The organism is Bordetella hinzii LMG 13501 (assembly GCF_001548475.1).
GTDB classification, from domain to species: Bacteria; Pseudomonadota; Gammaproteobacteria; order Burkholderiales; family Burkholderiaceae_B; genus Bordetella; species Bordetella hinzii.
The window spans coordinates 254,978-281,936 of the sequence record NZ_LRUJ01000001.1 but is presented as its reverse complement, the minus strand read 5'-3'; the positions used below and the strand labels follow the sequence as shown (position 1 = coordinate 281,936).

Sequence of the window (26,959 nt, the reverse complement as noted above, 5' to 3'; positions counted from 1 at the left end):
CCGGGGCCTTGGCCCCGGGGGTGTCAGTCCCGACGTGGTTCGGGGAGGAACCAGTTCATGACGAGGGCGCAGATGCCGCCGGTGGCGACGCCGGATTCGAGGACGCTTTTGAGGGCGTGGGGCATGTGGGCGAGGAATTCGGGCACTTGGGAGACGCCCAGGCCGAGGGCGAGGGAGACGGCGATGATGAGCAGGGCGCGGCGGTCCAGGCGGATGCCGGCCAGGATGTTGATGCCGGAGGCGGCGACGGCGCCGAACATGACCATGGCGGCGCCGCCCAGGACGGGTTCGGGGACGGCTTGGAGGATGCCGGCGACGGCGGGGAAGAGGCCGAGGAGGATGAGCATGGCGGCGATCCAGATACCGACGCGGCGGCTGGCGATGCCGGTGAGTTGGATGACGCCGTTGTTCTGGGCGAAGACGGAGCTGGGGAAGGTGTTGAAGACGCCGGCCAGCAGGGAGTTGGCGCCGTTGACGAGCACGCCGCCTTTGATGCGCTGCATCCAGACGGGGCCCTGGACGGGCTGGCGCGAGACTTGGCTGGTGGCGGTGATGTCGCCGATGGCTTCGAGCGAGGTGACCAGGTAGATGATCAGCATGGGCACGAAGAGGGGCCAGGAGAAGGATAGGCCGAAGTGCAGGGGCACGGGCACTTGGAAGAGGGCGGCTTCGCGGGCGCCGGTGAGGTCGAGGCGGCCGAGGGAGGCGGCGGCGAGGTAGCCGATGGCCAGGGCGATGACGAGGGCGGCGCTGCGCACCCAGACGATGGGGATGCGGTTGAGCACGATGATGGTGCCCAGGACGAGGCCGGAGAGCAGGAGGTTTTCGCTGTTGGCGAAGGTGCCGTTCTGCATGGCGGCGAAGCCGCCGCCCATGCTGATGAGGCCGACTTTGATGAGGGTCAGGCCGATGAGCAGGACGACGATGCCGGTGACCAGGGGGGTGATGAGGCGTTTGACGAAGGGCAGGATGCGGGAGATGCCCATTTCGACGAAGGAGCCGGCGATGACGACGCCGAAGATGGCGGCCATGACGGCTTCGACGGGGGTGCCTTGTTTGACCATGAGGCTGCCGCCGGCGATGAGGGGGCCGACGAAGTTGAAGCTGGTGCCCTGGACGATGAGCAGGCCGGCGCCCAGGGGACCGAAGCGGCGGCACTGGACGTAGGTGGCGATGCCGGAGATGACCAGCGACATGGAGACGATGAGGGTGGTGTCGCGGCTGGAGACGCCCAGGGCCTGGCAGATGAGCAGGCCGGGGGTGACGATGGGCACCAGGATGGCCAGCAGGTGTTGCAGGGCGGCGATGAAGGTGACCGGCGCGGAGGGGCGGTCATCGGGGCCGTAGACGAGGTCGGGGGCGGCCTGTTGGCCGGCCGGGGCGGTCGGGGAGGAGGAGAGGGGAGCGGAGCTCATGGTCGGAAAGAGCGGTGGTTGGGCCGGCCAAAGTGCGGGATTTTACCGGGCTCGGGCCCCTGGGGCCGCCCGGGGGACGGGAGGGGGGAGGCTAGACTCTTGAAATCGGCCGGGGCTGTCCCCATGTCGGGGAGGCCCGGCGGGCCGCCGCCATCGATGTTCCAACCCTTTATCTAGCCAACCATCACCACCATGACTCAAGACGCCACGTCCGAAACCCTGGGCTTCCAGGCCGAGGTCAAGCAGTTGCTGCACCTGATGATCCATTCCTTGTACAGCAACAAGGAGATCTTCTTGCGCGAGCTGGTCTCGAATGCCTCGGATGCCTGCGACAAGCTGCGCTTTGAAGCCATCGACCAGCCTGATCTGTTGGCCGGCGACGGCGAGCTGGCCATCCGTGTGAGCTATGACAAGGCCGCGCGCACGATCACGATTTCTGATAATGGCATCGGCCTGTCGCGCGAGGAGGCCATCGCCAATCTGGGCACGATTGCCCGTTCCGGCACGCGCGAGTTTTTCTCGCAGCTCACGGGCGACAAGCAGAAGGATGCCCAGCTGATCGGGCAGTTCGGCGTGGGGTTTTATTCGTCTTTCATCGTGGCCGACAAGGTGAGCGTGCTGAGCCGCCGCGCCGGTTCGGACGAGGCCATCCGCTGGGAGTCGGACGGCCAGGGCGAGTTTTCGATCGCGCCGGCCGAGAAGGCCGGCCGCGGCACGGATGTGGTGCTGCATCTGCGCGCCGACGAGGATGAGTTTTTGAGCGGCTGGAAGCTGCGCGAGATTTTGCGCCGTTATTCCGATCATATTTCGCTGCCCATCCAGATGCGCAAGGAGGAGTGGGACGCGGACAAGGGCGAGCAGGTCACCCGCGATGAGTGGGAGACGGTCAACCAGGCCAATGCGCTGTGGACTCGCGGCAAGGGCGATATCAGCGATGAGCAGTATCGCGAGTTCTACAAGACGGTCTCGCATGATTTCGAGGATCCGCTGGCCTGGACGCATAACCGTGTCGAGGGCCGCAGCGAGTATACGCAGCTGTTGTATGTGCCTCGCCGCGCGCCGTTCGATCTGTGGGACCGCGATGCCCGCCGCGGCGTGAAGCTGTATGTCAAGCGTGTGTTCATCATGGATGATGCCGAGCAGTTGCTGCCGGCTTATCTGCGTTTTGTGCGCGGGGTGATCGATTCGGCCGACCTGCCGCTGAATGTGTCGCGCGAGATCCTCCAGGAAAGCCGCGATGTGCGCGCCATCCGCGAGGGTTCGGCCAAGCGTGTCCTGTCGCTGCTGGAGGACCTGGCCGAGAACCGCAAGGACGATTACGCGGCTTTCTGGGGCGAGTTCGGCCAGGTGCTGAAGGAGGGCGTGGGCGAGGATCCGTCCAACCAGGAGCGCATCGCCAAGCTGCTGCGCTTTGCCTCGACGCAGTCGGGCGACGCGGCGCAGACGGTGTCGCTGGCCGATTACCTGGGCCGCCTGAAGGAAGGCCAGGACAAGATCTATTACGTCACGGCCGATAGTTTCTCGGCCGCGAGCAATAGCCCGCACCTGGAGATTTTCCGCAAGAAGGGCATCGAGGTGCTGTTGTTGTGGGACCGCGTGGACGAGTGGATGCTCTCGCATCTGCGCGAGTTCGATGGCAAGTCGCTGGTGTCGGTGGCCAAGGGCGGCCTGGATCTTGCCGATCTGGCCGACGAGGAAGAAAAGAAGAAGCAGACCGAGGTGGCCGAGTCCTTCAAGCCGCTGGTCGAGCGTCTGCAGGCCGCGCTGGGCGAGCAGGTCAAGGAGGTGCGCGTGACGCTGCGCCTGGTGGATTCGCCGGCTTGCGTGGTGGTGGGCCAGAACGACCTCAGCCCGCATCTGCTGCGCATGCTCAAGGCCGCCGGCCAGGAGGCGCCCGAGGTCAAGCCGGTGTTGGAGATCAACCCCGAGCACGCCCTGATCGCCCGCATCCGCGATGTGCCGCAGGCCGATTTCGGCGCCTGGGCGCAGCTGCTGCTGGACCAGGCGCTGTTGGCCGAGGGCGCGCAGATCGCCGATCCGGCGGCCTTCGTCAAGCGCCTGAACGCGCTCCTGCTCAAGGTCTGAGCCCTGGCAAGCGGACGGCCCCTCGCGGCCGTTTTTTTGCCCTGGCGCCCCAAGCCGGCGCGCGGTTCTGGCGTGGGTGGAAGCGGCTGCGCGCCACCGTGGGCGATGCCAGGGGCCGACGGCCCACCAGGAGTGTGGACAGCGGATAGCACAGGAGGGCGGCGGCCAGGGCGGCGAAGGCCATTTGCGCGGGTGCGATGCCGGCTCGCACGCCGGGGCAGGCCCTGTCCTTGCCGGCGGGGCAAGGCTGGCCGGCCCCGGCCGGCATCAGGCGTCGATGCGTTCGACCTTGCCCACCAGCAGGATGTAGGAGAGCGCGCCCAGGAGCGCCAGCGACGAGACGTAGACGATGGCGGGGGCGAAGTTGTCCTTGGACACCAGGAAGCCGATCACGATGGGGGTGCAGATCGAGGACAGGTTGCCCACGAAGTTGAACACCCCGCCGGTCAGCCCCAGCAGGCGCACCGGCGCCAGGGCCGAGACCAGCGACCAGGTGATGGAGGCCAGGCCGTTGCCGAAGAAGGCCAGGGCCAGGAAGAAGATCACCCAGCCCGTGGAGTCGGTGAAGTTGGCGCCGATCATGGAGGTGGAGATCAGCAGGCCCAGGATGATGGGCAGCTTGCGCGCCAGGCCGACGGTGGCGCCGCGCCGGATCAGGAAATCCGAGAGCACGCCGGAGCACAGCACGCCGATGAAGGCGGCCAGGAAGGGCACGGAAGCCAGAAAGCCCGATTTGATGAAGTCCATGCCGCGGTACTTCACCAGGTAGGTCGGGAACCAGGTCAGGAAGAACCACAGCGTGGAGGTCAGGCAGAACTGGCCCAGGTAGACGCCCCAGAGTTTGCGGCGCGACATGACCAGGCCCAGGTCGCCCCAGCTGAAGGGGGTCTTTTTTTCGGTCACGCGGCGTTCCAGGTCGACCACGCCGCCGCCTTGCTGGATGAGGTCGATCTCGGCCGCGTTGGCGCCTTTGAACTGGCGCGGCTCGCGATACACCAGGAACCACACGACGCCCCAGACGATGCCCAGCAGGCCGGTGCTCACGAACACCATGTGCCAGCCGTAGTGATGCTGCAGCCAGGCCAGCACCGGCGTGAGGAAGGCCAGGCCGACGAACTGGCCGGAGGTGTAGAAGCCGATGGCGGTGGCGCGCTCTTTCTCCGGGAACCAGGTGGTGACTACGCGGTTGTTGATCGGATAGGCGGGCGCTTCCAGCGCGCCCACGGCCAGGCGCAGCACGAACAGCAGCACGAAGCTGCCGGCAAAGCCCATGAAAAAGGTGGCGGCCGACCAGAGGATGAGCGCGGCGGCGTAGAGCACGCGCGGCGCGACCCGGTCGACCAGCCAGCCGCCGGGGATCTGCATGGCCGCGTAGGTCCAGCCGAAGGCCGAGAGGATCAGGCCTTCGTGCACCGTGTCCAGGCCGAACTCGTCCTTCAGGGCGGGGGCGGCGATGGACAGGTTGCTGCGGTCCAGGTAGTTGATGACGACGGTGATGAACAGCATCACCATGATGAGGTAGCGGCTGCGCGTCGGTGGCGTCAGGCCGGCGTGGGGGGTGGCGGGCAAGGCTGTCTCCTCGATGTTTTTAGGATTTACCACTCGGCGAAGCTGCCGTCGGCATGGCGCCAGATGGGGTTGCGCCAGCGGTGGCCGACCGCCGCGCGTTCCTTGACGTAGTCTTCGTTGACGTCGATGCCCAGGCCCGGGCCCTGCGGGATGGCCACCATGCCGTCGCGGTAGGCGAACACCTCGCGGTTGCTGACATAGTCCAGCAGGTCGTTGGCGGCGTTGTAATGGATGCCCAGGCTCTGCTCCTGGATGAAGGCGTTGTAGCAGCCGGCGTCGATCTGCAGGCAGGTCGCCAGCGCGATCGGGCCCAGCGGGCAGTGCAGGGCGAGCGCCACGTCATAGGCTTCGGCCATGGCCGCGATCTTGCGCGTCTCGGTGATGCCGCCGGCATGCGAGGGGTCGGGCTGGATGATGTCCACGTAGCCGTCGGCCAGGATGCGCTTGAAGTCCCAGCGCGAGAACAGGCGCTCGCCCAGGGCGATGGGCGTGGACGACAGCGGGGCCAGTTCTTTGAGCGCTTCGTAGTGTTCGCTGAGCACGGGCTCTTCGATGAACATCAGCTTGTAGGGCTCGAGTTCCTTGATGAGCACCTTGGCCATGGGCTTGTGCACGCGGCCATGGAAGTCCACGCCGATGCCGACGTTGGGGCCGACGGCGTCGCGCACCGCGGCGACGTTCTCCAGGCATTTCTCGACCTTGTCGTGCGAGTCGATGTATTGCAGCTCTTCGGTGCCGTTCATTTTCACGGCGGTGAAGCCGCGTTCGACCGCGCTCTTGGCCGCCGCCGCCGTGTCGGCCGGCCGGTCGCCGCCGATCCAGGAGTAGACGCGGATGCGGTCGCGCACATTGCCGCCCAGCAGCTGCGAGACCGGCACGCCCAGGTGCTTGCCCTTGATATCCCACAGCGCTTGATCGATGCCGGCCAGCGCGCTCATGTGGATGGCCCCGCCGCGATAGAAGCCGCCGCGGTAGAGCACGGTCCAGTGGTCTTCGATGTTGCGGGGATCCTTGCCGATGAGGTAGTCGGAGAGCTCTTCGACCGCGGCGGCCACCGAGTGCGCGCGGCCTTCGACCACGGGCTCGCCCCAGCCGACGATGCCTTCATCAGTCTCGATCTTCAGGAAGCACCACCGGGGCGGCACGATGTAGGTGGTGAGCTTGGTGATTTTCATGCTTGCGTCTCCTGGACGGCGCGCCGCCAGGCCGCGATGAAGGCGGCGGCGCGCTTGCCGGTATCGGCGGCCGATTGGCCGGGTTTGTAGAGGGCCGAGCCCAGGCCGAAGCCGGTGGCGCCGGCCTGAACATAGGCGGAAAGGTTGTCGGGGGTGATGCCGCCCACGGGCACCAGGGCCAGGGGCGGCCGCAGCACGGCCCGCCAGGCCTTGAGCACGGCCGGGCCCAGTTGTTCGGCCGGGAACATCTTCAGCACGTCGGCGCCGGCGGCCAGGGCGGCGTAGGCTTCGGTGGGCGTGGCCACGCCGGGGCAGCAGGCCAGGCCGGCGGCCTTGGCGGCGCGGATGAGCGCGGGGTCGCCATGCGGCATGACGATGAGTTCGCCGCCGGCCTGCTGAATGCGCGCCACGTCTTGCGGATCCAGCACGGTGCCCGCGCCGACCAGGCAGTCGGCGGGCAGGGCGTCGCGCAGCACGCGGAGGCTGGCCAGCGGTTCGGGCGAGTTCAGGGGCACTTCGATCAGCCGGAAGCCCGCGGCATAGAGTTCGAGCCCGACGGCGGCGGCCTCGGCGGGCGTGATGCCGCGCAGGATGGCGATCAGGCCGCAATGGGCCATGGCTGTCTGTAGACCGGGATGGTTCATGGCGTTTCCTCGGGATGGGCGGAAGGGGTGACGAGACCGGCGCGCGCGGCCAGGTGCCACAGGCCGCGTTCGGTGGCGTGTTGCGCCAGCGCGGGCGCGCCCAGGCCGTAGTGGCGCAGCGCTTGTGCGTAGCGTTCGCATAGCGCGGCTTCGCCGCACAGCACGATGCGCGGGGCCTGCCCGCGCAGCAGGCCGGCCAGCGCGGCGATTTCGTGGCCGATCAAAAGGCCCGAGAGATAGTCGGCCTGGGAGGCCGGCGGCAATTCGCCGGTCAGGCCCAGGGTGCGGCTGCTGAAGATGGTCGACAGCACGCCGGCCTGGCCGGCGGTCTCGCCCGCCACGGCCAGGCCGCGCGCGTAGGCCTGCATATCGGCGGCCGGCGCGTCGCTCATGGTGCGGCCCAGGATGGTGTGGGCGCGCAGCGCGGCATAGACCTCGCCGGTCATGAAGGTGTCGAAGCGGCTGACGTGCCGGCCCTCGGCATGCACCCATTTGGAGTGCGTGCCGGGCAGGCCGATCAGCAGGCGTTCGTCCTGCCGCCCGGCCATCACGCCGACGACCTGGGTTTCTTCGCCGCGCATCACATTGGGTAGGCCCTGGCGCTGGATGAGGCCGGGCACGATATGCAGCGGCGCGCCGGCGCGTTCGACGCGCGTGAGCCGGGCGGCGATGCGGTCCAGGTCCACGGGCACGTCCAGATAGGGCGCTTCTTGCCAGCCCTGGGCGCTGCCGACCATGCCGCAGGCGATCACCGGCAGCGCCGGCTCGGCGCGCAGCCAGTCGCCGCAGGCCTGTTCGAAGGCCAGCTCGAAGCCGCCGAGGGAATGGGGCGTGGCCGCGCCGTCCTGCAGGGGTTGCGGCAGGCGCATGATGCCCCAGGGCAGATGGCGTGCATCCAGGGTGTGGCCGGCCGCGTCCAGGCGATAGGCGCGCAGGGAAGAGGTGCCCCAGTCCAGCGCGACCAGGGCCGCCTGCTTGGGTGTTGCTGATGTCATGAGGTCTTGCTGTCTCGTTCGGGCCGGGCCGGCGGGCGGCGTCTGGCCTTGTTGTCGGGCGCGGAGGGCGCCTTGCGGAAAATTCTAGAGCAGCGCTTGAAAAATCTCAAAATATAGAATCAAATCCCACATATAGGGATTTAACGGCGCCGCCAGGCGCTATGCTTGAGCGCTTCCGGGCTTTTTTTCTTGTTTTCGCCATGACGCTTGTTGTTTCTTCTCAGGACAGCGCCGCACCCGCCGGCACGCAGACCCTGGTGCGCGGCCTGGCCGTCATCCAGGCCGTGGCCGACGGCGCGCGCGACCTCAAGGACATATGCGCGCGCATCGGGGTGGCGCGTAGCACCACGCACCGCCTGGCCGCCTGCCTGGTGCAGGAGCGCTATCTGCGCACCATGCCGGGCGTGGGCTATGTGCTGGGCCCGCGGCTGATCGAACTGGGTTTCCAGGCGCGCGAAGCCTTTCCGCTGGCGACCCTGGCGCGGCCTTTCCTGGCGCGCCTGGCCGAGCAGACGGGCGACACCATCCATCTGGCCGTGCGCGACAAGGATGAGGTGCTCTACCTGGAGAAAATCCCCGGCAAGAAAGGCCTGGAGATGCGTTCGCGCGTGGGCCACCGCATGCCCCTGACGGCCACGGGCGTGGGCAAGGCCTTGCTGCTCGATGCCGACGCGGCGCAATGGCAGGCGCTGTTCCGTATCGGCGCGCCGGTGGCCTCGCATGCGCCTGGCGGCAAGCAGACGGCGCAGGCTTTCCTGGCGCGCATGCGCGAGTACGCCGCCAAGGGCTATGCCTTCGACCTGGAGGACAACGAGCCCTCCATCCGCTGCGTGGCCGCGCCGGTGCGCGACGCGGGCGGCGCCATCGTGGCGGCCATCAGCGTCTCCAGCACCGTGCCCTATATGCCGATGGAGCGCATGCACGAGATGGTCGCCGTGGTGCAGGGCGCGGCGGCTGGCATTTCCGCCGAGCTGGGCTGGCAGGTGGCGCGCGCCTGAGCCGGCGCGCGAGGCTCTAGAATGCGGGTTCCTGGACTTCGTTTCCGCCGCGATGATCGACCTGCGCAATATCGAGACCTTCTTCTGGGTCGCCACGCTGGGCGGTTTCCGCGCGGCGGCCGAGAAACTCAACGCCACCCAGCCGGCGATCTCGCAGCGCATCGCCAGCCTCGAGGCCGACCTCAAGGTGCGCCTGTTCGAGCGCGATACGCGCGGCATCCGGCTCACGGCCAAGGGACAGGAGCTGCTTTCGCATGCCGAGCGCATGCTGCAGCTGCGCCACGACATGCAGGCCGCGGCCGTGGCCAAGAATGTGATGAGCGGCACGCTGCGCCTGGGGGTGTCGGAAACCCTGGTGCATACCTGGCTGCCGCGCTTCATGGAGCGGCTGCATGATGCCTATCCGGCGCTCATGGTGGAGATCCAGGTCGATACCACCACCGCGCTGGAAGCCCAGCTCGCCTCGCACCAGATCGACCTGGCGTTTCTGCTCGGCCCGCTCAGGGATGAGCGCGCCGAGAATCTGTTTCTCTGCGATTACCCCTTGTCATGGCTGGCCAGCCCCAAGCTCAAGGTCGGCCGCCAGCCGGTGGCGCTCAAGCACCTGGCGCAGTGGCCCATCATCACCTATAGCGCCACCACGGAGCCGCACCGCGCCGTGCGCCACGCCTTGCAGGAGGCGGGCGTGAAGGCGCCGCGCATGTATGGCAGCTCGGCGCTCAGCGTGATCGTGCGCATGGCCATGGACGGCATCGGCACCGCCGTGATCGCGCCCATCTTCCTGCGCGAAGAGCTCAACCAGGGAGAGCTGCGCATCCTGCAGGTCAAGGCGCCGGACCTGCCGCCGCTGCATTACACCGCGAGCTGGATGCGCGGGCCGGACAGCCATGTGCCGGAGGTGGTGGCGCGCATGGCGCAGGAGATCGCGCATGCCGACAGCCAGCGGCGGGCCAGCGCGGCGCCGCGCTAGGCCTTCTCCTGGCGTTTTCCCTTAAGGGTTTAACCCTGATAAGAAAAGTTGATCGGGCGGTATCGCAACATGTGATTGGACGCTGGCGGCGGCATGAGGTGCAATGCCGCCCAACAACAGACATCACAAGGGAAAAACCATGGCCTCATCCGCCAAGCCTGCGTATCAGGCGCGCCTGGATGCGCGCAACGGCAAACATACCGGTCCCACGGCCAATGTCGCGCCGGGCCATGTGCAGGCCAACCTGGCCATCCTGCCGCGCGCGCTGGCCGCCGATTTTCTGCATTTCTGCCAGCTCAATCCCAAGCCCTGCCCTTTGCTCGCGATGTCCGAGCCGGGCGACCCCAGCCTGCCGCTCCTGGGCGAGGACATCGACATCCGCAGCGACCTGCCGCGCTACCGCGTCTGGAAGCACGGCGAACTGGTGGCCGAGCCCACCGATGTGCACGCCTATTGGCGCGACGACCTGGTGTCTTTCCTGATCGGCTGCTCCTTCTCGTTCGAGGAGGCCATGCTGGACAACGGCCTGCCGGTGCGCCATATCGAGCAGGGCTGCAACGTGCCCATGTACCGCACCAATGTGCCGACCGAACGGGCCGGTCCGTTCGGCGGCCCGCTGGTGGTTTCCATGCGCCCCTTGAAGGCCGCCGACGCCATCCGCGCCATCCAGGTGACCTCGCGCTTTCCGTCCGTGCATGGCGCGCCGGTGCATCTGGGCGACCCCTCGCTTATCGGTATTGCCGATATCAATCGGCCCGACTATGGTGATGCGGTCGAAATCCGCGAAGGGGAAATCCCGGTCTTCTGGGCTTGTGGCGTGACACCGCAATCCGTGGTGGCCGCCGTCCGGCCGGAGTTCTGCATCACGCACGCGCCGGGCCACATGCTGGTCACCGATTGGCTGAACAGCCGCGTGGCCATTCTTTGAGTGCTGAAGGCCCAAGGGCCGTCTGTTTCATCCGCTTTTCATAAACCAAGAGTCCTCCAGAGGACGAGAGGCGACAAGGCTTCATGCCGCGGCACGGCCGCGGCGAAGTGCCGCGCCGGTTGGCGGCGCGGCGCTCCCGATCTGCTTTCTACACAGAAGTATTTTTCAGGAGTCGAGTGATGAAGATGAAACGCTACGCGGGCGCAGCCGCGATTCTGGCGCTGGCCTGCGCCGCCTTCGGGGCCCAGGCCCAGGACAAGACGGTGCGCATCGGCGCCATCTATCCGCTGAGCGGCGCGCTGGCCTCCACGGGCGCCGAGATCAAGGCGGCCATCGAGCTGGCGGTGGATATCGTCAACAATCCGCATCCGGAGCTGGAGGGCATCCCGCTGGCCGCCGGCAGCGGCCTGCCCGCGCTGGGCGGGGCCAAGATCGAGGTGGTGTTCGGCGACTCCCAGGGCAAGCCCGAAGTGGGCCTGGCCGACGCGCAGCGCCTGCTGGACCAGGAAAAAGTGGTGGCCCTGACCGGCGCCTACCAGTCGGCGGTGACCAAGACGGCCAGCCGCATCGCCGAGCAGCGCGGCATCCCTTACGTCAACGGCGAATCCAGCAGCCCGGACCTCACCGAGCGCGGCTACAAATGGTTTTTCCGCACGTCGCCCAATGACGACACCTTCGTCGAGAACATGATGCAGTTTCTCGATGGCATCAAGGCCGTGCCCACGGCCAAGATCGCCGTGGTGTACGAGAACACGGACTTCGGCGTGAACACGTACAAGGCGGTGGAGAAATTCGCCAAGCAGTACAAGCGCCAGCTGGTGGCCAATATCGCCTATAGCGCCGGTTCGGCATCGGTCACGGCCGAGGTGCAGAAGCTGGCCGCGGCCAAGCCGGATGTGGCCATCTTCGCCAGCTATACCTCCGACGCCATGCTGTTCGTGCGCACCATGCGCGAGAGCAAGTATGCCCCGCCGGTGTTCCTGGCCAATGACGCGGGCTTCATTGATTCGCGCTTCGTGCAGGAAGTCGGGCCGCAGGTGCAGGGCGTGCTGTCGCGCGATGTCTGGGGCAACGACGTGGCGGCGGCCAAGGCGGGCCTGAAGAAGATCAACGATATGTACAAGGCCAAGACCGGCAAGGACCTGAACGGCAACAACGCGCGTTCCATGCAAGGCGTGCTGGTGCTGGCCGATGCCATCAACCGGGCGGGTTCCACCGATCCCGAGGCCATCCGCAAGGCCCTGGTGGCCACCGACCTGGCCGAGGCCCAGGTGGCCATGCCCTGGGCCGGCGTGAAGTTCGACGAGAAGGGCCAGAACACCAAGGGCGCCGGCCTCATCCTCGAACTCAAGGGCAACAGCTACCAGACCGTGTGGCCCGAGAAGTATCGCAGCGACAAGAGCCTGCCCACGCTGCCGTTCAGCTGGAAATAAACCTGTTGCGTGACGGAGGCGGCCGCGCGGGGCCGCCTCGGGGAGTTCGATATGTTTGAAGCGCTTTCGGCGGGCCTGTTCAACGGGCTGATCTACGCCGCCGTGGCCGTGGGCCTGGCCTTGATCTGGGGCATCACCGACGTCATCAACTTCGCCCATGGCGAGTTCCTGATGCTGGGCATGTATGCGGCCTATTGGATGTTTACGCTGGGCCACCTGGATCCGACCCTGTCGGCGCCCTTGGTCGCCATTCTGCTGGGCTTCGTGGGTTTCCTGACCTACGCCCTCATCATCAAGCGCCTGCAGAAGGGCCCGGCCATGGCCGTCATCCTGGCGACCTTCGGCCTGGGCCTGGTGCTGCGCCAGCTCGCCTTCATCGCTTTCTCGCCCGACTACCGCAGCCTGCCCGACACCCTGGTGTCCGGCAGTGTGTCGCTGGCCGGCATCTCGCTGGGACGGCCCCAGGTCGTGACCGGGCTGGTGGCCCTGGCCCTGGTGGTGGCGCTGTTCTTCCTGGTGTACCGCACGCGCTGGGGCCATGCCCTGCAGGCGGTGGCCGAGGACCGCCAGGTAGCCGCGCTGGTGGGGATTTCGCCGGACCGCGTCAATGCCCAGGTCTGGATGCTGGGCAGCGCGGCGGTGGGCCTGGCCGGCGCCTTGCTGACGACCTTCTTCTATGTGTTTCCCTCGGTAGGCACGGTGTTCGGCCTCCTGGCCTTCGTCGCGGTCTGCATGGGCGGCTTCGGTTCGCTGCCGGGCGCTTTCATCGCCGGCATCCTGATCGGAATCATCGAGGCGATGACGGGCTATTTCGTGGCCCCGGCGCTCAAGACCGTGAGCGTGTTCATCCTCTTCATCCTGGTGTTGTGGTATCGCCCGCGCGGGCTGTTCGGGCGGTGGTGAGATGCAGATGACAGATAAACAAATCCCGGCGGCCGGCCACCCCGGCCTGCCCAAATGGCCGATCGCGGTGGCGCTGCTGGCGGCCGCGCTGCTGGCCCTGGTGCCCCTGGCCGTGCGCGACGCCTTCACCTTGCAGGTGCTGCTGCTGGCCATCATGTTCGGGGCGCTGGGCGCCTGCTGGAACCTGGTGGGCGGCTTTCTGGGCCGCATCTCCTTCGGGCACGGCGTGTTCATCGGCGTGGGCGGCTATACGACGCTCTTGCTGTTGCAGCATCTCAAGCTCACGCCGCTGCTGGGCATCCCGCTGGGCGGGCTGATCAGCGCGGCGCTGGCCTGGCTGGTGGGCGGCCCCACGCTGCGGCTGTCGGGCCACTATTTCGCCATGGCGACCATCGCGCTCTTGCAGATCGGCCTGCTGCTCATGGTGAACTGGGACTGGGCCGGCGGCGCCGTCGGCCTGGAGGCGCCGATCGCCGATGCGCCGTGGATGCTGCTGTTCCGCACCAAGGTGCCTTATTACTGGATCGCGCTGGCGCTGGCTTTCCTGACGTTTCTCGCCACCTATCTGCTGGTGCATTCGCGCACGGGCTTTTACTGGCGCGCCATCAACGGCGACGAGGCGGCCGCGCGCAGCCTGGGCGTGCCGGCCGACCGCTACAAGATGCTGGCCTTCGTCCTGTCTGCCGGCATGACGGGCGTGTGGGGCGGTTTTTTCGCCATGTACGTGGGTTTCATCGATCCCGAGTCCATGTTCAGCCTGACCATGTCGGTGCAGGTGGTGCTGGTCGCCATCCTGGGCGGGGTGGGCACGCTGGTCGGGCCCTGGTTGGGCGCGGCCGTGCTGCTGCCCTTGTCGGAGGGCACGCGGGTGGCCTGGGGCAGTTCAGGGCTGGGGCTGGATCTGCTGATCTTCGGCCTGGCGATTCTGCTGGTCACACTCTTTCTGCCGGGTGGCCTGGTGACCCTGAGGAGGCGTCGTGGCACTGCTTGAAGTCAAGGACCTGACCAAGCGCTTCGGCGGCTTGGTCGCCAACAAGGATATTTCGCTGTCGGTCGAGGAAGGCGAGATCGTCGCCATCATCGGGCCCAACGGCGCGGGCAAGAGCACGCTGTTCAACGGCCTGGTGGGACACCACGAGCCGACCTCGGGCACGGTGCGCTTCAAGGGCGAGTCCCTGGCCGGCAAGCGGCCCGAGCAGGTCGCCGCGCTGGGCCTGGTGCGCACCTACCAGATCCCGCGCAGCTTCGGCCAGATGACGGTGCTGGAGAACGCCATGGTGGGGGCGCTGCTGCGCCATCCCCGCCTGGCCGACGCGCGCCGCGAGGCCCTGCGCGTGCTGGAGCTGGTGGGCCTGGCCGATCGGCATGACGTCAAGGCCGCGGGCCTGAATGTCGCCGGCCAGAAGCGCGTCGAGCTGGCCCGCGCGCTGGCGACCGAACCGCGCATGCTGCTGCTCGACGAGGTGGCCGGCGGCCTGAACCCGGCCGAAGCCATCGCCTTGGCGGAGATCCTGCGCGGCATCCATGCCGCCGGGGTCACGCTCATCATCGTCGAGCATGTGCTGGAAGTCGTGATGCGCCTGGCGCAGCGCGTGCTGGTGCTGAATTTCGGCCAGACGATCGCCGAGGGGCCGCCGCAGGACATCGTGCGCCATCCCGCCGTGATCGAAGCCTATCTGGGGAGAAAGCACCGTGCCTGACATGATGCTGGAAGTGGAGAACCTGAGCGTGGCCTATGGCGGCGTGCAGGCGGTGCGCGAGCTGTCCCTGCAGGTGAGGGCCGGCGAGATCACGGCGCTGTTGGGCGCCAACGGGGCGGGCAAGTCCAGCACGCTGATGGCCATCGTGGGCGCGGTGCGGCCCAAGACCGGCCGCGTGCGCTTCGAAGGGCGCGACATCACCGGCACGCCGCCCCAGCACCTGGTGTCGCAGGGCATCGCCCTGATCCCGGAGGGCGCGCGGGTGTTCGCGCGCCAGTCGGTGGCCCAGAACCTGCGCCTGGGCGCCTACACCGTGCGCGACGAGGCGGTGTTCGCCGAGCGGCTGGAGCGGGTCTATCGCTTGTTTCCGCGCCTGAAGGAGCGCGAGACGCAGCTGGCCGGCACCATGTCGGGCGGCGAGCGCCAGATGCTGGCCATCGGCCGGGCGCTCATGAGCGGGCCGCGCCTGTTGCTGATCGACGAGCCCAGCCTGGGCCTGTCGCCCCTGCTGGTGGAACAGGTCTTCGATGCGCTGGCCGCGCTCAACCGCGATGACGGCCTGTCGGTGCTGCTGGTCGAGCAGAACATGAACCAGGCCCTGGAGGTCGCGAGCCGGGCCTATGTGATGCAAAGCGGGCGTGTGGCCCTGGAGGGCGGGGCGGCCGAGCTGGCCGCTTCCGACGAGGTCCGCCAGGCCTATCTGGGGATGTAGCGCCGGGCCCTGGCCGGCCCGGCGGCGCGCCCGCCGGGCTCAGCTCAAGGGCAGGGTCAGCACGCCCTGGACCGCCGGGCGCATCATCAGGCGGCGGTACCAGGCGGCCAGGTTGGGCGTCTCGGGCCGCTCGATGGGCAGGCCGAACCAGCGATGGGCGGCGCAGCCCAGCGGGATGTCGCCCATGGTGAACTGCGAGCCGGCGATGAAGTCGCGGCCTTGCAGCGCTTGTTCGAGTAGCAGCGCGCAGGCGGCCGAGCGCTTGACCGCGGCGGCGATGGCGGCGGGGTCGCGCTGTGCTTCGGGCGTGCGGATCAGGCCCAGGAAGGCCGGGCCCAGGGCGGGCTGCCACTCGGTGGCCTGCCAGTCCATCCAGCGGTCGGCATCGGCGCGCACACAGGGATCGGCGGGCCACAGCGAGCCCGCGCCATAGCGCGCGGCCAGATAGCGCACGATGGCGTTGGATTCCCAGAGCACGAAGCCGCCGTCGTCGATCACGGGCACGCGGCGGTTGGGATTCATGCGGCCGTACTCGGGCGTGTCCAGGCCGCCGAAGGCGCCGCCGGCTTCGGTCAGGGTGTGGGGCAGGGCCAGTTCGCGCACGGCCCAGACCACTTTCTGTACGTTGACGGAACTCAGCCGTCCCCAGATCTTCAGCATTGCTGTCCTCGTCGTCAGCGCGGCGGCAGGTCGCGCCGCAGAAAGCCTGCGCCGCGCGCGAAGCGCGGCCAATCGAAGGCGGGGCCCGGGTCGGTCTTGCGCCCGGGCGCGATATCCTCGTGCCCCCAGGCCGCGCGGATGGGCAGGCGCGCGCGCAGGCGCTGCGCCAGTTCGGCCAGGACGGCGTATTGCGCGTCGGTGTAGGGCAGGTCGTCGGTGCCCTCCAGCTCGACGCCGACCGAGAAGTCATTGCAGCGCTCGCGTCCCTCGAAGCGCGAGACGCCGGCATGCCAGGCGCGGTCGTATACCGAGGCGAACTGCACGATGCCGCCGTCGCGCCGGATGAAGAAGTGGGCCGAGACCCGCAGCCCCGCCAGGCGGGCAAACCAGGGATGGGCGCCGAGGTCGAGCCGGTTCAGGAAGAGATCGGCCACATAGGGGCCGCCGAACTCGCCGGGCGGCAGGGTGATGTTGTGCACGACCAGCAGCGAGACCTGCGCGCCGGGCGGGCGGGCATCGACATTGGGCGAGGGCAGTCGCGTGACGGCGGGCGCGGGGCGCAGCCAGCCGTGGCGATCCAGTTGCAGCGTCATGGCGGATGGCGGATCAAGGGCAAGCCGCATTATGCAGGCCCCGCCGCCGCTTGCCTATGGCGCCGGCCCCAGGCGGGCGTGTTCTTGGCCGCACCAGGTCCGGCCGTTGAGGAGCAAGGCCTCCGAGCGCGGCAGGTGGATGCCGCAATGGGCGCAGCGCACCATGGGCTCGGCGGCCCGGGCGGCCGGCGGCGCGGCGGGCTTGCGGGGGGCGTCGCGGCGGCTGCCGCGCGCGTTGAGCATGCGCCAGGCGGTCAGCACGACCAGGATGGCGAAGAACCAGAAAATTATCTTGCCCACCTGGGGTCAACTCCGATGCAGAATCATTTCCAGCACGAACCGGCTGCCGGTATAGGCGAGGATGAGGAAGCAGAAGCCGGCCACCGTCCAGCGCAGCGCCACCCGGCCGCGCCAGCCGCGCGCCTGGCGCCCGACGAGCAGGCCGCCGAAGGTCAGCCAGGACAGCAGCGTGAAGATGGTCTTGTGGTCAAAGGGCAGGATGCGGCCGGTCAGCAGGATGGAGGCCACCGAGCCCGTGGCAACCGCCGCGCTCAGGACCAGGAAACCGATGAAGATGATGCGGAACAGCAGCTGCTCCTGCACCAGCAGCGGCGGCTGGGCGTCCAGGACGCGGCCGACGATGCTGCGGGAAGCCGGGGCGTCCAGGGGGCGGTGCAGGTGCCGGTCCAGCAGCGCCATCAGCATGGCGTGCAGCGCCGCGATCGTGATCAGGCCGTAGGCGGCCAGGGCGATGATCAGATGGATCCGCAGCCAGGGATTGCCGGCATGGGGCACGATCACCCCTTGCGGGAACCCGGCCGCCAGCAGGGTGGCCAGGGTGGCGGCCGGCAGGAGCAGCAGCTGCACCCCGTCGATGCGGATGAACAGGCTTTCGAGCCAATACATGATCAGGCCCAGCCAGAGGGCGGCCGACAGGGCCAGGGCCCAGCCGATGAAGATGTGATCTGTCCCCAGCATTGATTCGCGCAGGGCGTAGCCGTGCACGATCAAAGCCCCGAGCAGGCAGAGCCGGGCGATCTTGCCGGTCTGCTCGACGCTGCCGGCGCGCTGCAGGCGGCGCCACATCGAGGCGCCCAGCACGGCGTAGACCAGGGCGGCCACGGCGTGAAATACAATGCCTGATGACATAAAAACCGTTGTCTGGGTGGGGCCAGGGCAAATGTCACCCGCTGACATCGCCCGCCGCGGGCCTTTGCGGCCCGCGCGGTCCCGTTCAATCAATTAGTTTAAGCGGAAACGCCTCTCATGCTCGATAACCTTACCCAACGCCTGTCGCGCGTCGTCAAGACGCTGCGCGGCGAAGCCCGCCTGACCGAGGCCAACACCCAGGAGATGCTGCGCGAAGTGCGCATGGCGCTCCTGGAGGCCGACGTGGCCCTGCCCGTGGTGCGCGATTTCGTCGCCCGCGTCAAAGAGAAGGCCCTGGGCGAGGAGGTGTCCTCCAGCCTGACGCCGGGCCAGGCCCTGGTCGGCGTGGTCCATAAAGAACTGACCGCCCTGATGGGCGGCGACCTCGGCCCGGGCAGCGGCGAGCTGTCGCTGGCCGTGCAGCCGCCGGCCGTCATCCTCATGGCCGGCCTGCAGGGCGCCGGCAAGACCACCACCACCGGCAAGCTGGCGCGCTGGCTGGCCGAGGGCGAGCACACCCAGGGCGGGCGCAAGACCGGCAAGAAGAAAGTCCTGGTGGTTTCGGCCGACGTCTACCGCCCGGCGGCCATCGAGCAGCTCAAGACCGTGGCCGCCCAGGTGGGCGTGGATTTCCTGCCGTCGGACCCCAGCCAGAAACCCGAGGACATCGCCCGCAACGCGGTCGAGCATGCGCGCCGCCACCACTATGACGTGCTGATCGTCGACACGGCCGGCCGCCTGGGTATCGACGAGGCCATGATGCGCGAGATCGCCGCGCTGCACGCCCTGGTCAAGCCGGTGGAGACGCTGTTCGTGGTCGACGCCATGCAGGGCCAGGACGCGGTCAATACCGCCCGGGCCTTCGCCGAGGCGCTGCCCCTGACCGGCGTGGTCCTCACCAAGCTCGACGGCGATGCGCGCGGCGGCGCGGCGCTGTCGGTGCGCCACATCACCGGCAAGCCCCTGAAATTCGTCGGCGTCTCCGAGAAGCTCGACGGGCTGCAGCCCTTTCATCCCGAGCGCATGGCGCAGCGCGTGCTGGGCATGGGCGATATCGTCTCCCTGGTCGAGCAGGCGCAGAAGAACATCGACATCGCCGAGGCCGAGAAGCTGGCCAAGAAGATCAAGTCGGGCGATAAGTTCGACCTGAACGATTTCCGCGAGCAGCTGGGCCAGGTCAAGAAGCTGGGCGACATGAATTCCCTCTTGGAGAAGCTGCCTTCGCAGTTCCAGCAGGCCGCCGGCCAGCTGCAGGGCGGCCAGGCCGAGAAGCAGCTGCGCCGCACCGAGGGCATCCTCAATTCCATGACGCCGGGCGAGCGCGCCAAGCCCGAGCTCATCAAGGCCTCGCGCAAGCGCCGCATCGCCGCCGGCGCCGGCGTGCCGGTGCAGGAGGTCAACCGCCTGCTCAATCAGTTCGAGCAGATGCAGGGCATGATGAAGCAGATGAAAAAAGGCGGCATGGCCAAGATGATGCGCGCCATGGGCGGCCTGAAGGGCATGGGGCGTTTCGGCGGATTCGGCCGCTGAGCCAGCCTTCGCCCCAAACAAAACAGGGTGCCGCGAGGCACCCTGTTTTGTTTGGCCGGCACCCGCTCAGCGGGCCTTGGCCACGGCGGCGTTCCAGGCCGCGACGACCTTCTCGTAGTCGGCGGCCGCTTCGAGCTGGTCCACCGGGAAGATCTTGATCGAGGCCAGCTCCGGCAGGGTGGTGAGCTTGGAGACTTCGATGTCGCTGCGCGAGGGGCGGCGGAAGTTCTTCACCAGCTGGGCCGTCTGGGCTTCCTTGCTGAGCAGGCCTTCGTACAGCTGGCGGGCCGCCTCGACGTTCTTGGCGCCCTTGATGATGAACATGCCTTCGGGCGCCAGGTAGCTGCCCTCGGACGGATAGACCAGCTTGATTTCCTTCTGGCCGCCCGCCACGTATTCCTGCGCGGCGTATTCCAGCGTCAGGCCCACGGCGTATTCGCCGGCGGCCACGCCCTTGTACGTCGTGCCCGAGGAGCCGGTGACCACGGCATTGGCGGCGATCTTGTCCAGGCCCTCGGTGCCGAACTGTTTGTACAGGCCGTAGACCAGCATATAGGCCGTGCCGCTCTTGGACGGGTCGGTGATGGCGAACTTGCCCTTCCATTGCGGCTGCATCAGGTCGGACCAGGTGGCGGGGGCGGGCGCGCCCTTGAGCTGGCGCTCATTGACCATCATCACCATGACATGGACATTGGTGCCCATCCAGAGATTGTCCGGGCCGCGGAATTCGGCCGGAATGGCGGCCACGTCCTTGGGCGTATAGGGTTCCAGCTGCGCCCGGTAGGCGCCCAGGGTGCCGAAGCCGCCGCTCCAGAACAGGTCGCCGCGCGGGTTCTGCGCCTCGGCCTCGATGCGCTTCATCAGCGTGCCCGTGCCGCCGGTGACCGGCCGCACATCCAGCTTGGGCATGGTCTTCTTGACCGCTTCCAGCGCGGTGTCGATGGTGTCGGTATTGTTGGACGAATACAGGATGACGGTCTGGGCCTGGGCGGCGCCGCCGGCGAGGGCGGCGGCCAGCAGGCTGGATTGCAGCAGATGAGAGAAGCGCATGGAAAGGCCTTTTTCTGAGAGTGCTACTTGCCGGAGAACAGGTTGACCTTGAAGGCCTTGATCGACACCACCACCGGGACCAGGATCACGGTGACGAGCGCGGCGCCATAGGCCGACGCCATGCCCAGGCGCCCGCCGTCAACCTGGCGGAAAATGGCGATGGGCATGGTTTCCAGCCCGCCGCTATAGGCCACGATCGAGGCCGAAAGCTCCGAGATCGTGGTCAACCACATGAGGATCGCCGAAGAGATGATGGAGGCCTTCATGGCAGGCAGCATCACCTTGAAGAAGGTCATGAGCGGCGAGACGCCCAGGCTGATCGAGGCTTCCTCGATGGAGTCGGGGATGTTGAACAGCGTGGACGAGGCGTTGCGCACCGCGAAGGGCAGGCGGCGCACGGTGTAGCACAGCACCATGATGGCCGAGGTGCCCGCCAGTATCAGCCAGCCCGTATTGAAGGTCTGCACCAGGGCGATGCCCAGTACCGTGCCGGAAATCGTCAGCGGCAGCACCAGGATGTAGTCCAGCAGCTGGGTGGCGCGGTTGCGCTTCTTGACCGTGAGATAGCTGGCCAGCACGGCGAAGGCCACGCCCAGCAGCGTCGCCAGCGAGGCGAACTTGATCGAGTTCAGGATGGGTTCGGGCGCGCCATGCAGGGCGCGCTGCATGCTGGCCAGCGACCAGCTGCCCCAATGCATGACCGGGCCGCTGGTATGCGTGAAGGCGGCGATGAAGACCACCACCAGCGGCAGCAGCGACAGCAGCACGATGAGCGTGACGCCGCCGGCATAGCCGGCCGCGGCCCAGGAGCGCACGCGGCGCGGCGCCGGCGCGCGGCCCTGGGTCATGGTGTAGACCTTGCGCTCGACCATGCGCTTTTGCACGAAGAGCACGGCGGCCACGATGCCGATCGACACCACCGACATGGCGCTTTGCAGCGTGGGGCTGCCGCCCATTTCGTTGACGAAAGTGTTGTAGGTCATCACCGACAGCAGCGGCACGCGGCTGCCCAGCATGATGGACAGCGCGAAGTTGCCCACCACCAGCGTGAAGACCACCAGGGCATTGACCAGCACGGCCGGCGCGATCACCGGCACCATGACACGGATGCGCGTAAGCCAGGGCGGGGTGCCCAGGCTCAGGCCGGCTTCCTCCAGCTGGCCGTCGAAGCCGCGCAGCGCGGCCAGCACACCCAGGTAGATATAGGTGTAATAGACCAGCGTCATGGAGAAGATCATGCCGCTCCAGCCGTAGAAGGAGGGCAGCTCGATGCCGATCTCGCGCAGGGCATTGGTGAGCAGGCCGTTGTTGCCCAGCACCAGCAGCCATGACTGGCCGACGATGATCTCGGGGATCACGATGGTCAGGATGGGCAGGATGGCCACGAGATTTTTCAGCGGAAAATCGTAGCGCGCCACCATATAGGCGAAGGGCACGCCCACCAGCACCGTGCAGGCGGTGACGACCGCGCCCAATACCAGGGTGTTGCGCAAGGCCTGCAGGTATTCGCCGTCTTGCGCCAGGGCGGCAAAGCCTTCGAGCGAAAAGCCGCCGGAGGCGCCGGTCACGCTGTTGCCGAAGAGCACGGCCAGCGGGTAGATCACGAAAAACAGCAGCAGGGCCAGGCATGCCGCTGTCAGAAGGCCCCAGGGCCACCACTTGAAGCTCATGGCCGGCCTCTTATTCGCTGACCACGCGGCTGTCGGTGGGCACCAGCACCTGCACGGCATCGCCGGGCTGGAAGTCGGCCACCATATTGCCGGCATGCAGTTCGACGCGGATTTCGCTGTTGTCCTCCAGCACGATGCGGTAGGCGGTCTTGAAACCCAGGTATTGGCGCCGCAGCACGCGGCCGGGCAGGGAATTGGGGATGCGGGGCGCGGCGGCGATGAGGCTGAGCTCTTCCGGCCGGGCAATGAGGATGCCGCGCTCGCCCAGCGCCGGGCTGCCCTGGGCGCCGTCGAACGGGTGCGCGCCGATCCGGTAGCGCACATGGGGAAGCCCGCCGTTGTCGCTGCCGGAGACAATCTCGGTGGGCACCGGGATCACATTGGCCGAGCCGATGAAGTCCGCCACATAGGCGTTGACCGGCGTGCCGTAGAGGTCTTCGGGCGAGCCCAGCTGGGCGATGTTGCCGCGGTCCATGATGGCGATCTGGTCGGACATGGCCAGGGCTTCTTCCTGGTCGTGGGTGACGAAGACCGTGGTGATGCGCGCCTCGCGCACCAGGTCCAGGATGACGTCGCGCATCTGCACGCGCATCTTGGCGTCCAGGTTGGACAGCGGTTCGTCCATCAGCAGCACGCGCGGCCGGATGACCAGGGCGCGGGCCAGGGCCACGCGCTGGCGCTGGCCGCCGCTCATCTGGGCCGGGTAGCGGCCGGCCAGCGCGGCCAGGCCGACCTTGTCCAGGGCTTCGGCCACCCGGGTCTTGATCTCGGCGCGGCCCACGCCGCGGGCGCGCAGCCCATAGGCGACGTTGTCGAACGCCGTCTTGTCGGGGAAGAGCGCATAGTCCTGGAATACCATGCCGATATCGCGGCGGTGCGCCGAGACATGGGTCATGTCATCCTGGTCGAACAGCAGGCGGCCGCCGTCGGGCTCGTAAAAGCCCGCGATGCAGCGCAGCAAGGTGGTCTTGCCGCAGCCGCTGGGGCCCAGCAGGGTGTAGAAGGCGCCGTCGGGGATGTGCAGAGACAGGTCCCGCAGGACGCTCTGGCCGTCGAAAACCTTGACGATACGGTCGATAGTGATGGATGCCATGGATGATCCTGCTTCTCGCTGCCCGCATCATAGAAAGGCGGCCGCCACGCCACCAGCGGGCATTTTTAAACACAGCTGTAAGTTTTTCTGGGGGCTGGGCCGCGCCGCATCCCCTAGAATGGCCGCAACCGCAACAGCGCCGCCGGCAACGCATCGGCGGCCGCAGAGATAGAACGCACAAGTGGGAAAGAATCGCAAACGCAGGCAGGCCGGGCGCTGACCATGGCCCGCAGCCTGCCTCCTCTCAAGGCCCTGAGGGTGTTCGAAGCGGCGGCGCGGCTGCGCAGCTTTACCGCCGCCGCGCAGGAACTGAACATCACGCACAGCGCGGTCAGCCAGCAGATCCGTGCGCTGGAGGACTTCATCGGGCAGCCATTGTTCGCGCGCGAGGCGCGCGGGGTGGCCCTGTTGCCCGATGCCCTGGGGTATTTCTCCGAGGTCCAGGCCAGCCTGGAGCGCATCGCCCAGGCCACCGCCCACCTGAAACGCCCGCGGCAGGCGCGGCAGCTGCGCCTATGCGCCACGCCCTCGCTGGCCATGAAGCTGCTGATCCCCGGGCTGGCGGATTTCCAGCGCCTGTATCCCGAGATCGATGTCGAGGTCTCGACCCTGGGCCGGCAATTCATCGATCGCGCCGACGCCGCCCACGACCTCATCATCCAGCATGGCCCCATGCAAAGGCCCGACCACGTCTGCCTGCCCTGCCTGGAAGACAGCTATGTGCCGGTGGCTTCGCCGCGCTTCATCGCCCGGCACCGCCTGCGCCGGCCGGCCGATTGCGTCGGGCATCCGCTGCTCAAGGTCAGCGGCTGCCTGGACCACTGGACCCAGTGGTTCGGCCTGGCGGGCGTGGAGGTGCCTTCCATGCTGCCCGGGCCGGTCTTCGACCATCATTTCCTGTCCATGCAGGCGGCCAGCAATGACCTGGGCCTGGCCCTGGCGCCCTGGTGTCTGCTGGCCGAGGATATCCAGGCTGGCCGCCTGCAACCGATTTTCGAGCAACCGCGCCTGCCCAATGCGGGCGTGCATGGGCTGTTCCGCCCCGATTCGCCGGCCGCGCCGCTGGCGCGGCTGTTTCTGGACTGGCTTGCCCGTCCCAACAAGGAGTACGCATGACTGCATTGACGCTTGCCCCCGGCCTGAGCCTGCGCGGCCCCCGGCCCCGGCTGCGGGATTTCAAGCTCATCGCCTTCGACATGGACTCGACCCTGCTGGCCATCGAGACCCTGGACGAACTGGCCGATTTCGCCGGCCGCAAGGAGGAAGTCGCGGCGCTGACCGAGGCGGCCATGCGCGGCGAGATCGCCGACTACAAGGCCAGCCTGCGCCAGCGCGTGGCCCTGCTGGCGGGCTTGCCCGCAAGCGCGCTGGATACCGTCTGGCGCGAGCGGGTGAGGCTGAACCCGGGCGTGGAGACGCTGATCGCGGCCTGCAAGGCCGCGGGCCTGCGCTGCATCCTCGTGACGGGCGGCTTTACCTGTTTCACCGATCGGCTGGCGGCCCGGCTGGACCTGGACGATGTGCGCGCCAATGTGCTGGAGATCGCCGATGGCCGCATCACCGGCCGCCTGTTGCCCCAGCCCTGGGGCGATATCTGCGATGGCGAAGAGAAAAAGCGCATGGTGCTGCAGACCTGCCAGGCCATGGGCATCGCCCCGGCGCAGGCCATCGCGGTGGGCGATGGCGCCAACGACCTGGCCATGATGGGCGTGGCCGGCCTGAGCGTGGCCTACCGGGCCAAGCCCGCCGTGCGCGGGCAGGCGCGCGTGGCCATCGACGACGGCGGCCTGGACCGGCTGCTGGAGGTCTTTGCCGCCTAGCGCGTCGGACGCGCATAAAAAAACGGCCAAACATTGCGTTTGGCCGAATCAGCCGGCACTGACGGGGATGGCCAGTACCGGCACAAGCCGATCAACGCTGCGGGGTTGGCCGGCTTGATCAGGTATGGGTTCAGGACAGCGGCGGGATGCGCAGCACCTGGCCGGGATAGATCTTGTCCGGGTCGCTCAGCATGGGCTTGTTGGCCTCGAAGATGACGTTGTACTGGCCGCCCTTGCCCTTGCCGTATTGCGCCTCGGCGATCTTCCAGAGCGTGTCGCCCTTTTGCACCGTGTACATGGCGGCTTCGGGGGCGGCTTTCTTGGCCGAGAGCTGGTTGTCCACCTTGGCCACGCCCACGGTGTTGCCCAGGGCAAGCGCGATCTTCTCGGCCTCTTCGGTGGACGCGGCTTCGCCGCTCACCGTGACGGTGTCGCCATTGACGCTGATGTTCAGGTTGGATGCGGACAAGCCGTGCTTGTCGAGTTCTTTCTTGAGTTCTTCCGCCGTGGCGGCCTTGGCTTCGCTGGCGCCAAAGAGTTTTTCGCCGACATCTTTGATGAAACTGAGCAGGCCCATGGTCTTGTCCCTTTTCCGGTTGTTGATGACAACGAAGGCCGGGGTCCGCGGACCCCGGCGCCAGGCTCGATTATGGGCAAGCGGGCATGTCGGCGGAATGACGAGGTTGTAACAGCTTGCTAGCCGGGGGGCTCAGCCCCCGCCGACGGCCACCACGATCTCGACCTGGTCGCCCTCGGCCAACGGCGTGGCGGCATGCTTGCTTTTGGGCACGATTTCGCCGTTGCGTTCGACGGCCACGCGCTTGCCCGCATAGCCCAGGGTTTCGAGCAGTCCGATGACGGTGGTGGCGGCCGGCAGCTCGCGTGCCTGACCGTTAAGGGTAATCTGCATATCAGTCCTTGCTGCTTGCATAGCGGTTGGTGGCTTCGAGCAGCCGCGCCAGGATGCCGGGCTCGTCGAAGGCGTGGCCGGCGTCGGGCACGAGGTGGAAATCCGCCTCGGGCCAGGCGCGATGCAGCTCCCAGGCCGTGCGCGCCGGCGTGCAGACATCGTAGCGGCCTTGCACGATGGTGCCGGGGATGCCGCGCAGCTTGTGCGCATCGCGCAGCAGCTGGCCTTCTTCCATGAAGCCGGCATGCACGAAGTAATGGTTTTCGATGCGCGCGAAGGCCAGCGCCGCGCGGTCGGCCGCATGGCTTTGCTGGTGGCGCGGGCTGGGCAGCAGCGTGATGGTGTGGTCTTCCCACTGGCTCCAGGCCTTGGCGGCGCGCAATTGCTCGGCCGGATCATCGCTGGTCAGGCGCTTGCGGTAGGCCGCGATCATGTCGCCGCGCTCCTGCGGCGGGATGGGCGCCAGATAGTCTTCCCAGCGGTCCGGGAACAGCCAGGAGGCGCCTTCCTGGTAGAACCACAGCAGCTCGGCGCGGCGCAGGCTGAAGATGCCGCGCACCACCAGCTCGCTGACGCGCCGCGGATGGGTCTCGGCATAGGCCAGCGCCAGCGTCGACCCCCAGGAACCGCCGAAGACCAGCCAGCGCTGCGCACCCATGACCTCCTCGCGCAGCCGCTCCATGTCGGCCACGAGGTCCCAGGTGGTGTTGTGCTCCAGGCTGGCGTGGGGCGTGGAGCGGCCGCAGCCGCGCTGGTCGAACAACAGCACCTTGTAGCGCTCGGGATCGAACAGCTGGCGGTGCACTGGCGAGCAGCCGCTGCCGGGGCCGCCATGCAGGAACACGGCCGGTTTGCCTTCCGGATTGCCGCAAAGCTCCCAATACACCTGGTGGCCATCGCCGGTGTCCAGCATGCCATGGCGGTAGGGCTCGATCGCGGGATAGAGCATGGGGCGTA

27 protein-coding genes are annotated in these 26,959 nt (G+C 67.7%); 12 read left to right on the top strand and 15 right to left on the bottom strand.

The window, feature by feature from the left end; genetic code table 11:
- Positions 1 to 23: 23 nt before the first annotated feature.
- Complete coding sequence (locus tag AXA74_RS01405) at positions 24 to 1,415, bottom strand: uracil-xanthine permease family protein (RefSeq protein WP_032979502.1); 1,392 nt, start codon at positions 1,413 to 1,415, stop codon at positions 24 to 26.
- A gap of 192 nt (positions 1,416 to 1,607) precedes the next feature.
- On the opposite strand from AXA74_RS01405, the gene htpG reads away from it, so the two are divergent.
- Positions 1,608 to 3,500 (top strand): molecular chaperone HtpG, encoded by a 1,893-nt coding sequence (gene htpG, locus AXA74_RS01400; RefSeq protein ID WP_032959715.1) that lies wholly within the window; start codon positions 1,608 to 1,610, stop codon positions 3,498 to 3,500.
- A 267-nt stretch (positions 3,501 to 3,767) separates the two neighbouring features.
- Here the strand turns inward: htpG and AXA74_RS01395 are convergent, their stop codons facing one another.
- The 4 genes from AXA74_RS01395 to AXA74_RS01380 form a co-directional block, all read right to left on the bottom strand.
- Positions 3,768 to 5,012: an MFS transporter gene (locus AXA74_RS01395; protein WP_223850584.1), complete on the bottom strand. Its 1,245-nt coding sequence runs from the start codon at positions 5,010 to 5,012 to the stop codon at positions 3,768 to 3,770.
- Between the two features lie 83 nt (positions 5,013 to 5,095).
- Positions 5,096 to 6,244, bottom strand: a complete 1,149-nt coding sequence (gene dgoD / locus AXA74_RS01390; protein WP_029578056.1) for a galactonate dehydratase — start codon at positions 6,242 to 6,244, stop codon at positions 5,096 to 5,098.
- Positions 6,241 to 6,888, bottom strand: coding sequence for a 2-dehydro-3-deoxy-6-phosphogalactonate aldolase (locus AXA74_RS01385; RefSeq protein WP_032979501.1), 648 nt, complete (start codon positions 6,886 to 6,888; stop codon positions 6,241 to 6,243). Before AXA74_RS01385 ends, dgoD begins: the two co-directional genes overlap by 4 nt.
- Positions 6,885 to 7,883: a 2-dehydro-3-deoxygalactonokinase gene (locus tag AXA74_RS01380; RefSeq protein ID WP_029578058.1), complete on the bottom strand. Its 999-nt coding sequence runs from the start codon at positions 7,881 to 7,883 to the stop codon at positions 6,885 to 6,887. Before AXA74_RS01380 ends, AXA74_RS01385 begins: the two co-directional genes overlap by 4 nt.
- A gap of 200 nt (positions 7,884 to 8,083) precedes the next feature.
- Between AXA74_RS01380 and AXA74_RS01375 the strand changes: the two genes are divergently transcribed.
- The 8 genes from AXA74_RS01375 to AXA74_RS01340 all read left to right on the top strand — a co-directional run bounded on the left by AXA74_RS01375 (position 8,084) and on the right by AXA74_RS01340 (position 15,527).
- Positions 8,084 to 8,881: an IclR family transcriptional regulator gene (locus AXA74_RS01375; protein WP_029578059.1), complete on the top strand. Its 798-nt coding sequence runs from the start codon at positions 8,084 to 8,086 to the stop codon at positions 8,879 to 8,881.
- A 52-nt stretch (positions 8,882 to 8,933) separates the two neighbouring features.
- A complete protein-coding gene (locus AXA74_RS01370; RefSeq protein WP_032963484.1) occupies positions 8,934 to 9,851 on the top strand; it encodes a LysR family transcriptional regulator in 918 nt (305 codons plus the stop codon).
- A 139-nt stretch (positions 9,852 to 9,990) separates the two neighbouring features.
- Complete coding sequence (locus tag AXA74_RS01365; protein ID WP_032958376.1) at positions 9,991 to 10,779, top strand: putative hydro-lyase; 789 nt, start codon at positions 9,991 to 9,993, stop codon at positions 10,777 to 10,779.
- 179 nt (positions 10,780 to 10,958) lie between these two features.
- The gene (locus tag AXA74_RS01360; protein ID WP_029578062.1) at positions 10,959 to 12,212 is read left to right on the top strand and encodes an ABC transporter substrate-binding protein; all 1,254 of its coding nucleotides are present in this window, start codon (positions 10,959 to 10,961) and stop codon (positions 12,210 to 12,212) included.
- A 51-nt stretch (positions 12,213 to 12,263) separates the two neighbouring features.
- Positions 12,264 to 13,115 (top strand): branched-chain amino acid ABC transporter permease, encoded by an 852-nt coding sequence (locus AXA74_RS01355; protein WP_029578063.1) that lies wholly within the window; start codon positions 12,264 to 12,266, stop codon positions 13,113 to 13,115.
- Between the two features lies 1 nt (position 13,116).
- Positions 13,117 to 14,106 carry a branched-chain amino acid ABC transporter permease gene (locus AXA74_RS01350; RefSeq protein WP_029578064.1) on the top strand — a complete coding sequence of 330 codons (990 nt, stop codon included), beginning with the start codon at positions 13,117 to 13,119 and terminating at the stop codon, positions 14,104 to 14,106.
- Positions 14,093 to 14,815, top strand: coding sequence for an ABC transporter ATP-binding protein (locus AXA74_RS01345; protein WP_032963486.1), 723 nt, complete (start codon positions 14,093 to 14,095; stop codon positions 14,813 to 14,815). The genes AXA74_RS01350 and AXA74_RS01345 overlap by 14 nt, the downstream gene beginning before the upstream one ends.
- A 4-nt stretch (positions 14,816 to 14,819) precedes the next feature.
- Positions 14,820 to 15,527 (top strand): ABC transporter ATP-binding protein, encoded by a 708-nt coding sequence (locus AXA74_RS01340; protein ID WP_029578066.1) that lies wholly within the window; start codon positions 14,820 to 14,822, stop codon positions 15,525 to 15,527.
- A gap of 39 nt (positions 15,528 to 15,566) precedes the next feature.
- Here the strand turns inward: AXA74_RS01340 and AXA74_RS01335 are convergent, their stop codons facing one another.
- The 4 genes from AXA74_RS01335 to AXA74_RS01320 are packed head-to-tail and all read right to left on the bottom strand — an operon-like array spanning position 15,567 to position 17,929.
- Positions 15,567 to 16,187: a glutathione S-transferase family protein gene (locus AXA74_RS01335; RefSeq protein WP_032979500.1), complete on the bottom strand. Its 621-nt coding sequence runs from the start codon at positions 16,185 to 16,187 to the stop codon at positions 15,567 to 15,569.
- Positions 16,188 to 16,201: 14 nt separating this feature from the next.
- Positions 16,202 to 16,780 (bottom strand): 1,6-anhydro-N-acetylmuramyl-L-alanine amidase AmpD, encoded by a 579-nt coding sequence (ampD, locus tag AXA74_RS01330; protein ID WP_029578068.1) that lies wholly within the window; start codon positions 16,778 to 16,780, stop codon positions 16,202 to 16,204.
- A 54-nt stretch (positions 16,781 to 16,834) separates the two neighbouring features.
- Positions 16,835 to 17,080 carry a PP0621 family protein gene (locus tag AXA74_RS24055; protein WP_029578069.1) on the bottom strand — a complete coding sequence of 82 codons (246 nt, stop codon included), beginning with the start codon at positions 17,078 to 17,080 and terminating at the stop codon, positions 16,835 to 16,837.
- Positions 17,081 to 17,086: 6 nt separating this feature from the next.
- Entirely contained in the window at positions 17,087 to 17,929 is an 843-nt protein-coding gene (locus AXA74_RS01320; protein WP_029578070.1) for a cytochrome C assembly family protein, read from the bottom strand.
- Positions 17,930 to 18,046: 117 nt separating this feature from the next.
- Between AXA74_RS01320 and ffh the strand changes: the two genes are divergently transcribed.
- On the top strand, positions 18,047 to 19,459 hold the full coding sequence (ffh, locus tag AXA74_RS01315) for a signal recognition particle protein (protein WP_029578071.1): 1,413 nt from the start codon (positions 18,047 to 18,049) through the stop codon (positions 19,457 to 19,459).
- Between the two features lie 66 nt (positions 19,460 to 19,525).
- Here ffh and AXA74_RS01310 read toward each other — a convergent pair whose 3' ends face one another.
- The 3 genes from AXA74_RS01310 to AXA74_RS01300 are packed head-to-tail and all read right to left on the bottom strand — an operon-like array spanning position 19,526 to position 23,272.
- Positions 19,526 to 20,509, bottom strand: coding sequence for an ABC transporter substrate-binding protein (locus AXA74_RS01310; protein ID WP_032979499.1), 984 nt, complete (start codon positions 20,507 to 20,509; stop codon positions 19,526 to 19,528).
- Positions 20,510 to 20,532: 23 nt separating this feature from the next.
- A complete protein-coding gene (locus AXA74_RS01305; protein WP_029578073.1) occupies positions 20,533 to 22,179 on the bottom strand; it encodes an ABC transporter permease in 1,647 nt (548 codons plus the stop codon).
- Positions 22,180 to 22,189: 10 nt separating this feature from the next.
- A complete protein-coding gene (locus tag AXA74_RS01300) occupies positions 22,190 to 23,272 on the bottom strand; it encodes an ABC transporter ATP-binding protein (protein WP_032963496.1) in 1,083 nt (360 codons plus the stop codon).
- A gap of 222 nt (positions 23,273 to 23,494) precedes the next feature.
- Here AXA74_RS01300 and AXA74_RS01295 point away from each other — a divergent pair, with 222 nt between their 5' ends.
- Both AXA74_RS01295 and serB read left to right on the top strand, forming a co-directional pair.
- The gene (locus AXA74_RS01295; RefSeq protein ID WP_029578075.1) at positions 23,495 to 24,388 is read left to right on the top strand and encodes a LysR substrate-binding domain-containing protein; all 894 of its coding nucleotides are present in this window, start codon (positions 23,495 to 23,497) and stop codon (positions 24,386 to 24,388) included.
- Positions 24,385 to 25,092: a phosphoserine phosphatase SerB gene (gene serB, locus AXA74_RS01290; protein ID WP_032979498.1), complete on the top strand. Its 708-nt coding sequence runs from the start codon at positions 24,385 to 24,387 to the stop codon at positions 25,090 to 25,092. Before AXA74_RS01295 ends, serB begins: the two co-directional genes overlap by 4 nt.
- A gap of 130 nt (positions 25,093 to 25,222) precedes the next feature.
- Here the strand turns inward: serB and lysM are convergent, their stop codons facing one another.
- The 3 genes from lysM to pip all read right to left on the bottom strand — a co-directional run bounded on the left by lysM (position 25,223) and on the right by pip (position 26,951).
- Positions 25,223 to 25,669 (bottom strand): peptidoglycan-binding protein LysM, encoded by a 447-nt coding sequence (gene lysM / locus AXA74_RS01285; protein ID WP_029578077.1) that lies wholly within the window; start codon positions 25,667 to 25,669, stop codon positions 25,223 to 25,225.
- A 132-nt stretch (positions 25,670 to 25,801) separates the two neighbouring features.
- Positions 25,802 to 26,002 carry a sulfur carrier protein ThiS gene (gene thiS / locus AXA74_RS01280; protein WP_029578078.1) on the bottom strand — a complete coding sequence of 67 codons (201 nt, stop codon included), beginning with the start codon at positions 26,000 to 26,002 and terminating at the stop codon, positions 25,802 to 25,804.
- Position 26,003: 1 nt separating this feature from the next.
- Complete coding sequence (pip, locus tag AXA74_RS01275; protein WP_029578079.1) at positions 26,004 to 26,951, bottom strand: prolyl aminopeptidase; 948 nt, start codon at positions 26,949 to 26,951, stop codon at positions 26,004 to 26,006.
- Positions 26,952 to 26,959: the final 8 nt, after the last annotated feature.

Excerpts from the sequence above, each read along its gene's own strand:
- AXA74_RS01405 (WP_032979502.1), bottom strand. The coding sequence starts at position 1,415 with ATGAGCTCCGCTCCCCTCTCCTCCTCCCCGACCGCCCCGGCCGGCCAA.
- htpG (WP_032959715.1), top strand. The coding sequence starts at position 1,608 with ATGACTCAAGACGCCACGTCCGAAACCCTGGGCTTCCAGGCCGAGGTC.
- AXA74_RS01395 (WP_223850584.1), bottom strand. The coding sequence starts at position 5,012 with ATGGTGATGCTGTTCATCACCGTCGTCATCAACTACCTGGACCGCAGC.
- dgoD (WP_029578056.1), bottom strand. The coding sequence starts at position 6,244 with ATGAAAATCACCAAGCTCACCACCTACATCGTGCCGCCCCGGTGGTGC.
- AXA74_RS01385 (WP_032979501.1), bottom strand. The coding sequence starts at position 6,888 with ATGAACCATCCCGGTCTACAGACAGCCATGGCCCATTGCGGCCTGATC.
- AXA74_RS01380 (WP_029578058.1), bottom strand. The coding sequence starts at position 7,883 with ATGACATCAGCAACACCCAAGCAGGCGGCCCTGGTCGCGCTGGACTGG.
- AXA74_RS01375 (WP_029578059.1), top strand. The coding sequence starts at position 8,084 with ATGACGCTTGTTGTTTCTTCTCAGGACAGCGCCGCACCCGCCGGCACG.
- AXA74_RS01370 (WP_032963484.1), top strand. The coding sequence starts at position 8,934 with ATGATCGACCTGCGCAATATCGAGACCTTCTTCTGGGTCGCCACGCTG.
- AXA74_RS01365 (WP_032958376.1), top strand. The coding sequence starts at position 9,991 with ATGGCCTCATCCGCCAAGCCTGCGTATCAGGCGCGCCTGGATGCGCGC.
- AXA74_RS01360 (WP_029578062.1), top strand. The coding sequence starts at position 10,959 with ATGAAGATGAAACGCTACGCGGGCGCAGCCGCGATTCTGGCGCTGGCC.
- AXA74_RS01355 (WP_029578063.1), top strand. The coding sequence starts at position 12,264 with ATGTTTGAAGCGCTTTCGGCGGGCCTGTTCAACGGGCTGATCTACGCC.
- AXA74_RS01350 (WP_029578064.1), top strand. The coding sequence starts at position 13,117 with ATGCAGATGACAGATAAACAAATCCCGGCGGCCGGCCACCCCGGCCTG.
- AXA74_RS01340 (WP_029578066.1), top strand. The coding sequence starts at position 14,820 with ATGCTGGAAGTGGAGAACCTGAGCGTGGCCTATGGCGGCGTGCAGGCG.
- AXA74_RS01335 (WP_032979500.1), bottom strand. The coding sequence starts at position 16,187 with ATGCTGAAGATCTGGGGACGGCTGAGTTCCGTCAACGTACAGAAAGTG.
- ampD (WP_029578068.1), bottom strand. The coding sequence starts at position 16,780 with ATGACGCTGCAACTGGATCGCCACGGCTGGCTGCGCCCCGCGCCCGCC.
- AXA74_RS01320 (WP_029578070.1), bottom strand. The coding sequence starts at position 17,929 with ATGTCATCAGGCATTGTATTTCACGCCGTGGCCGCCCTGGTCTACGCC.
- ffh (WP_029578071.1), top strand. The coding sequence starts at position 18,047 with ATGCTCGATAACCTTACCCAACGCCTGTCGCGCGTCGTCAAGACGCTG.
- AXA74_RS01310 (WP_032979499.1), bottom strand. The coding sequence starts at position 20,509 with ATGCGCTTCTCTCATCTGCTGCAATCCAGCCTGCTGGCCGCCGCCCTC.
- AXA74_RS01305 (WP_029578073.1), bottom strand. The coding sequence starts at position 22,179 with ATGAGCTTCAAGTGGTGGCCCTGGGGCCTTCTGACAGCGGCATGCCTG.
- AXA74_RS01300 (WP_032963496.1), bottom strand. The coding sequence starts at position 23,272 with ATGGCATCCATCACTATCGACCGTATCGTCAAGGTTTTCGACGGCCAG.
- AXA74_RS01295 (WP_029578075.1), top strand. The coding sequence starts at position 23,495 with ATGGCCCGCAGCCTGCCTCCTCTCAAGGCCCTGAGGGTGTTCGAAGCG.
- serB (WP_032979498.1), top strand. The coding sequence starts at position 24,385 with ATGACTGCATTGACGCTTGCCCCCGGCCTGAGCCTGCGCGGCCCCCGG.
- lysM (WP_029578077.1), bottom strand. The coding sequence starts at position 25,669 with ATGGGCCTGCTCAGTTTCATCAAAGATGTCGGCGAAAAACTCTTTGGC.
- thiS (WP_029578078.1), bottom strand. The coding sequence starts at position 26,002 with ATGCAGATTACCCTTAACGGTCAGGCACGCGAGCTGCCGGCCGCCACC.
- pip (WP_029578079.1), bottom strand. The coding sequence starts at position 26,951 with ATGCTCTATCCCGCGATCGAGCCCTACCGCCATGGCATGCTGGACACC.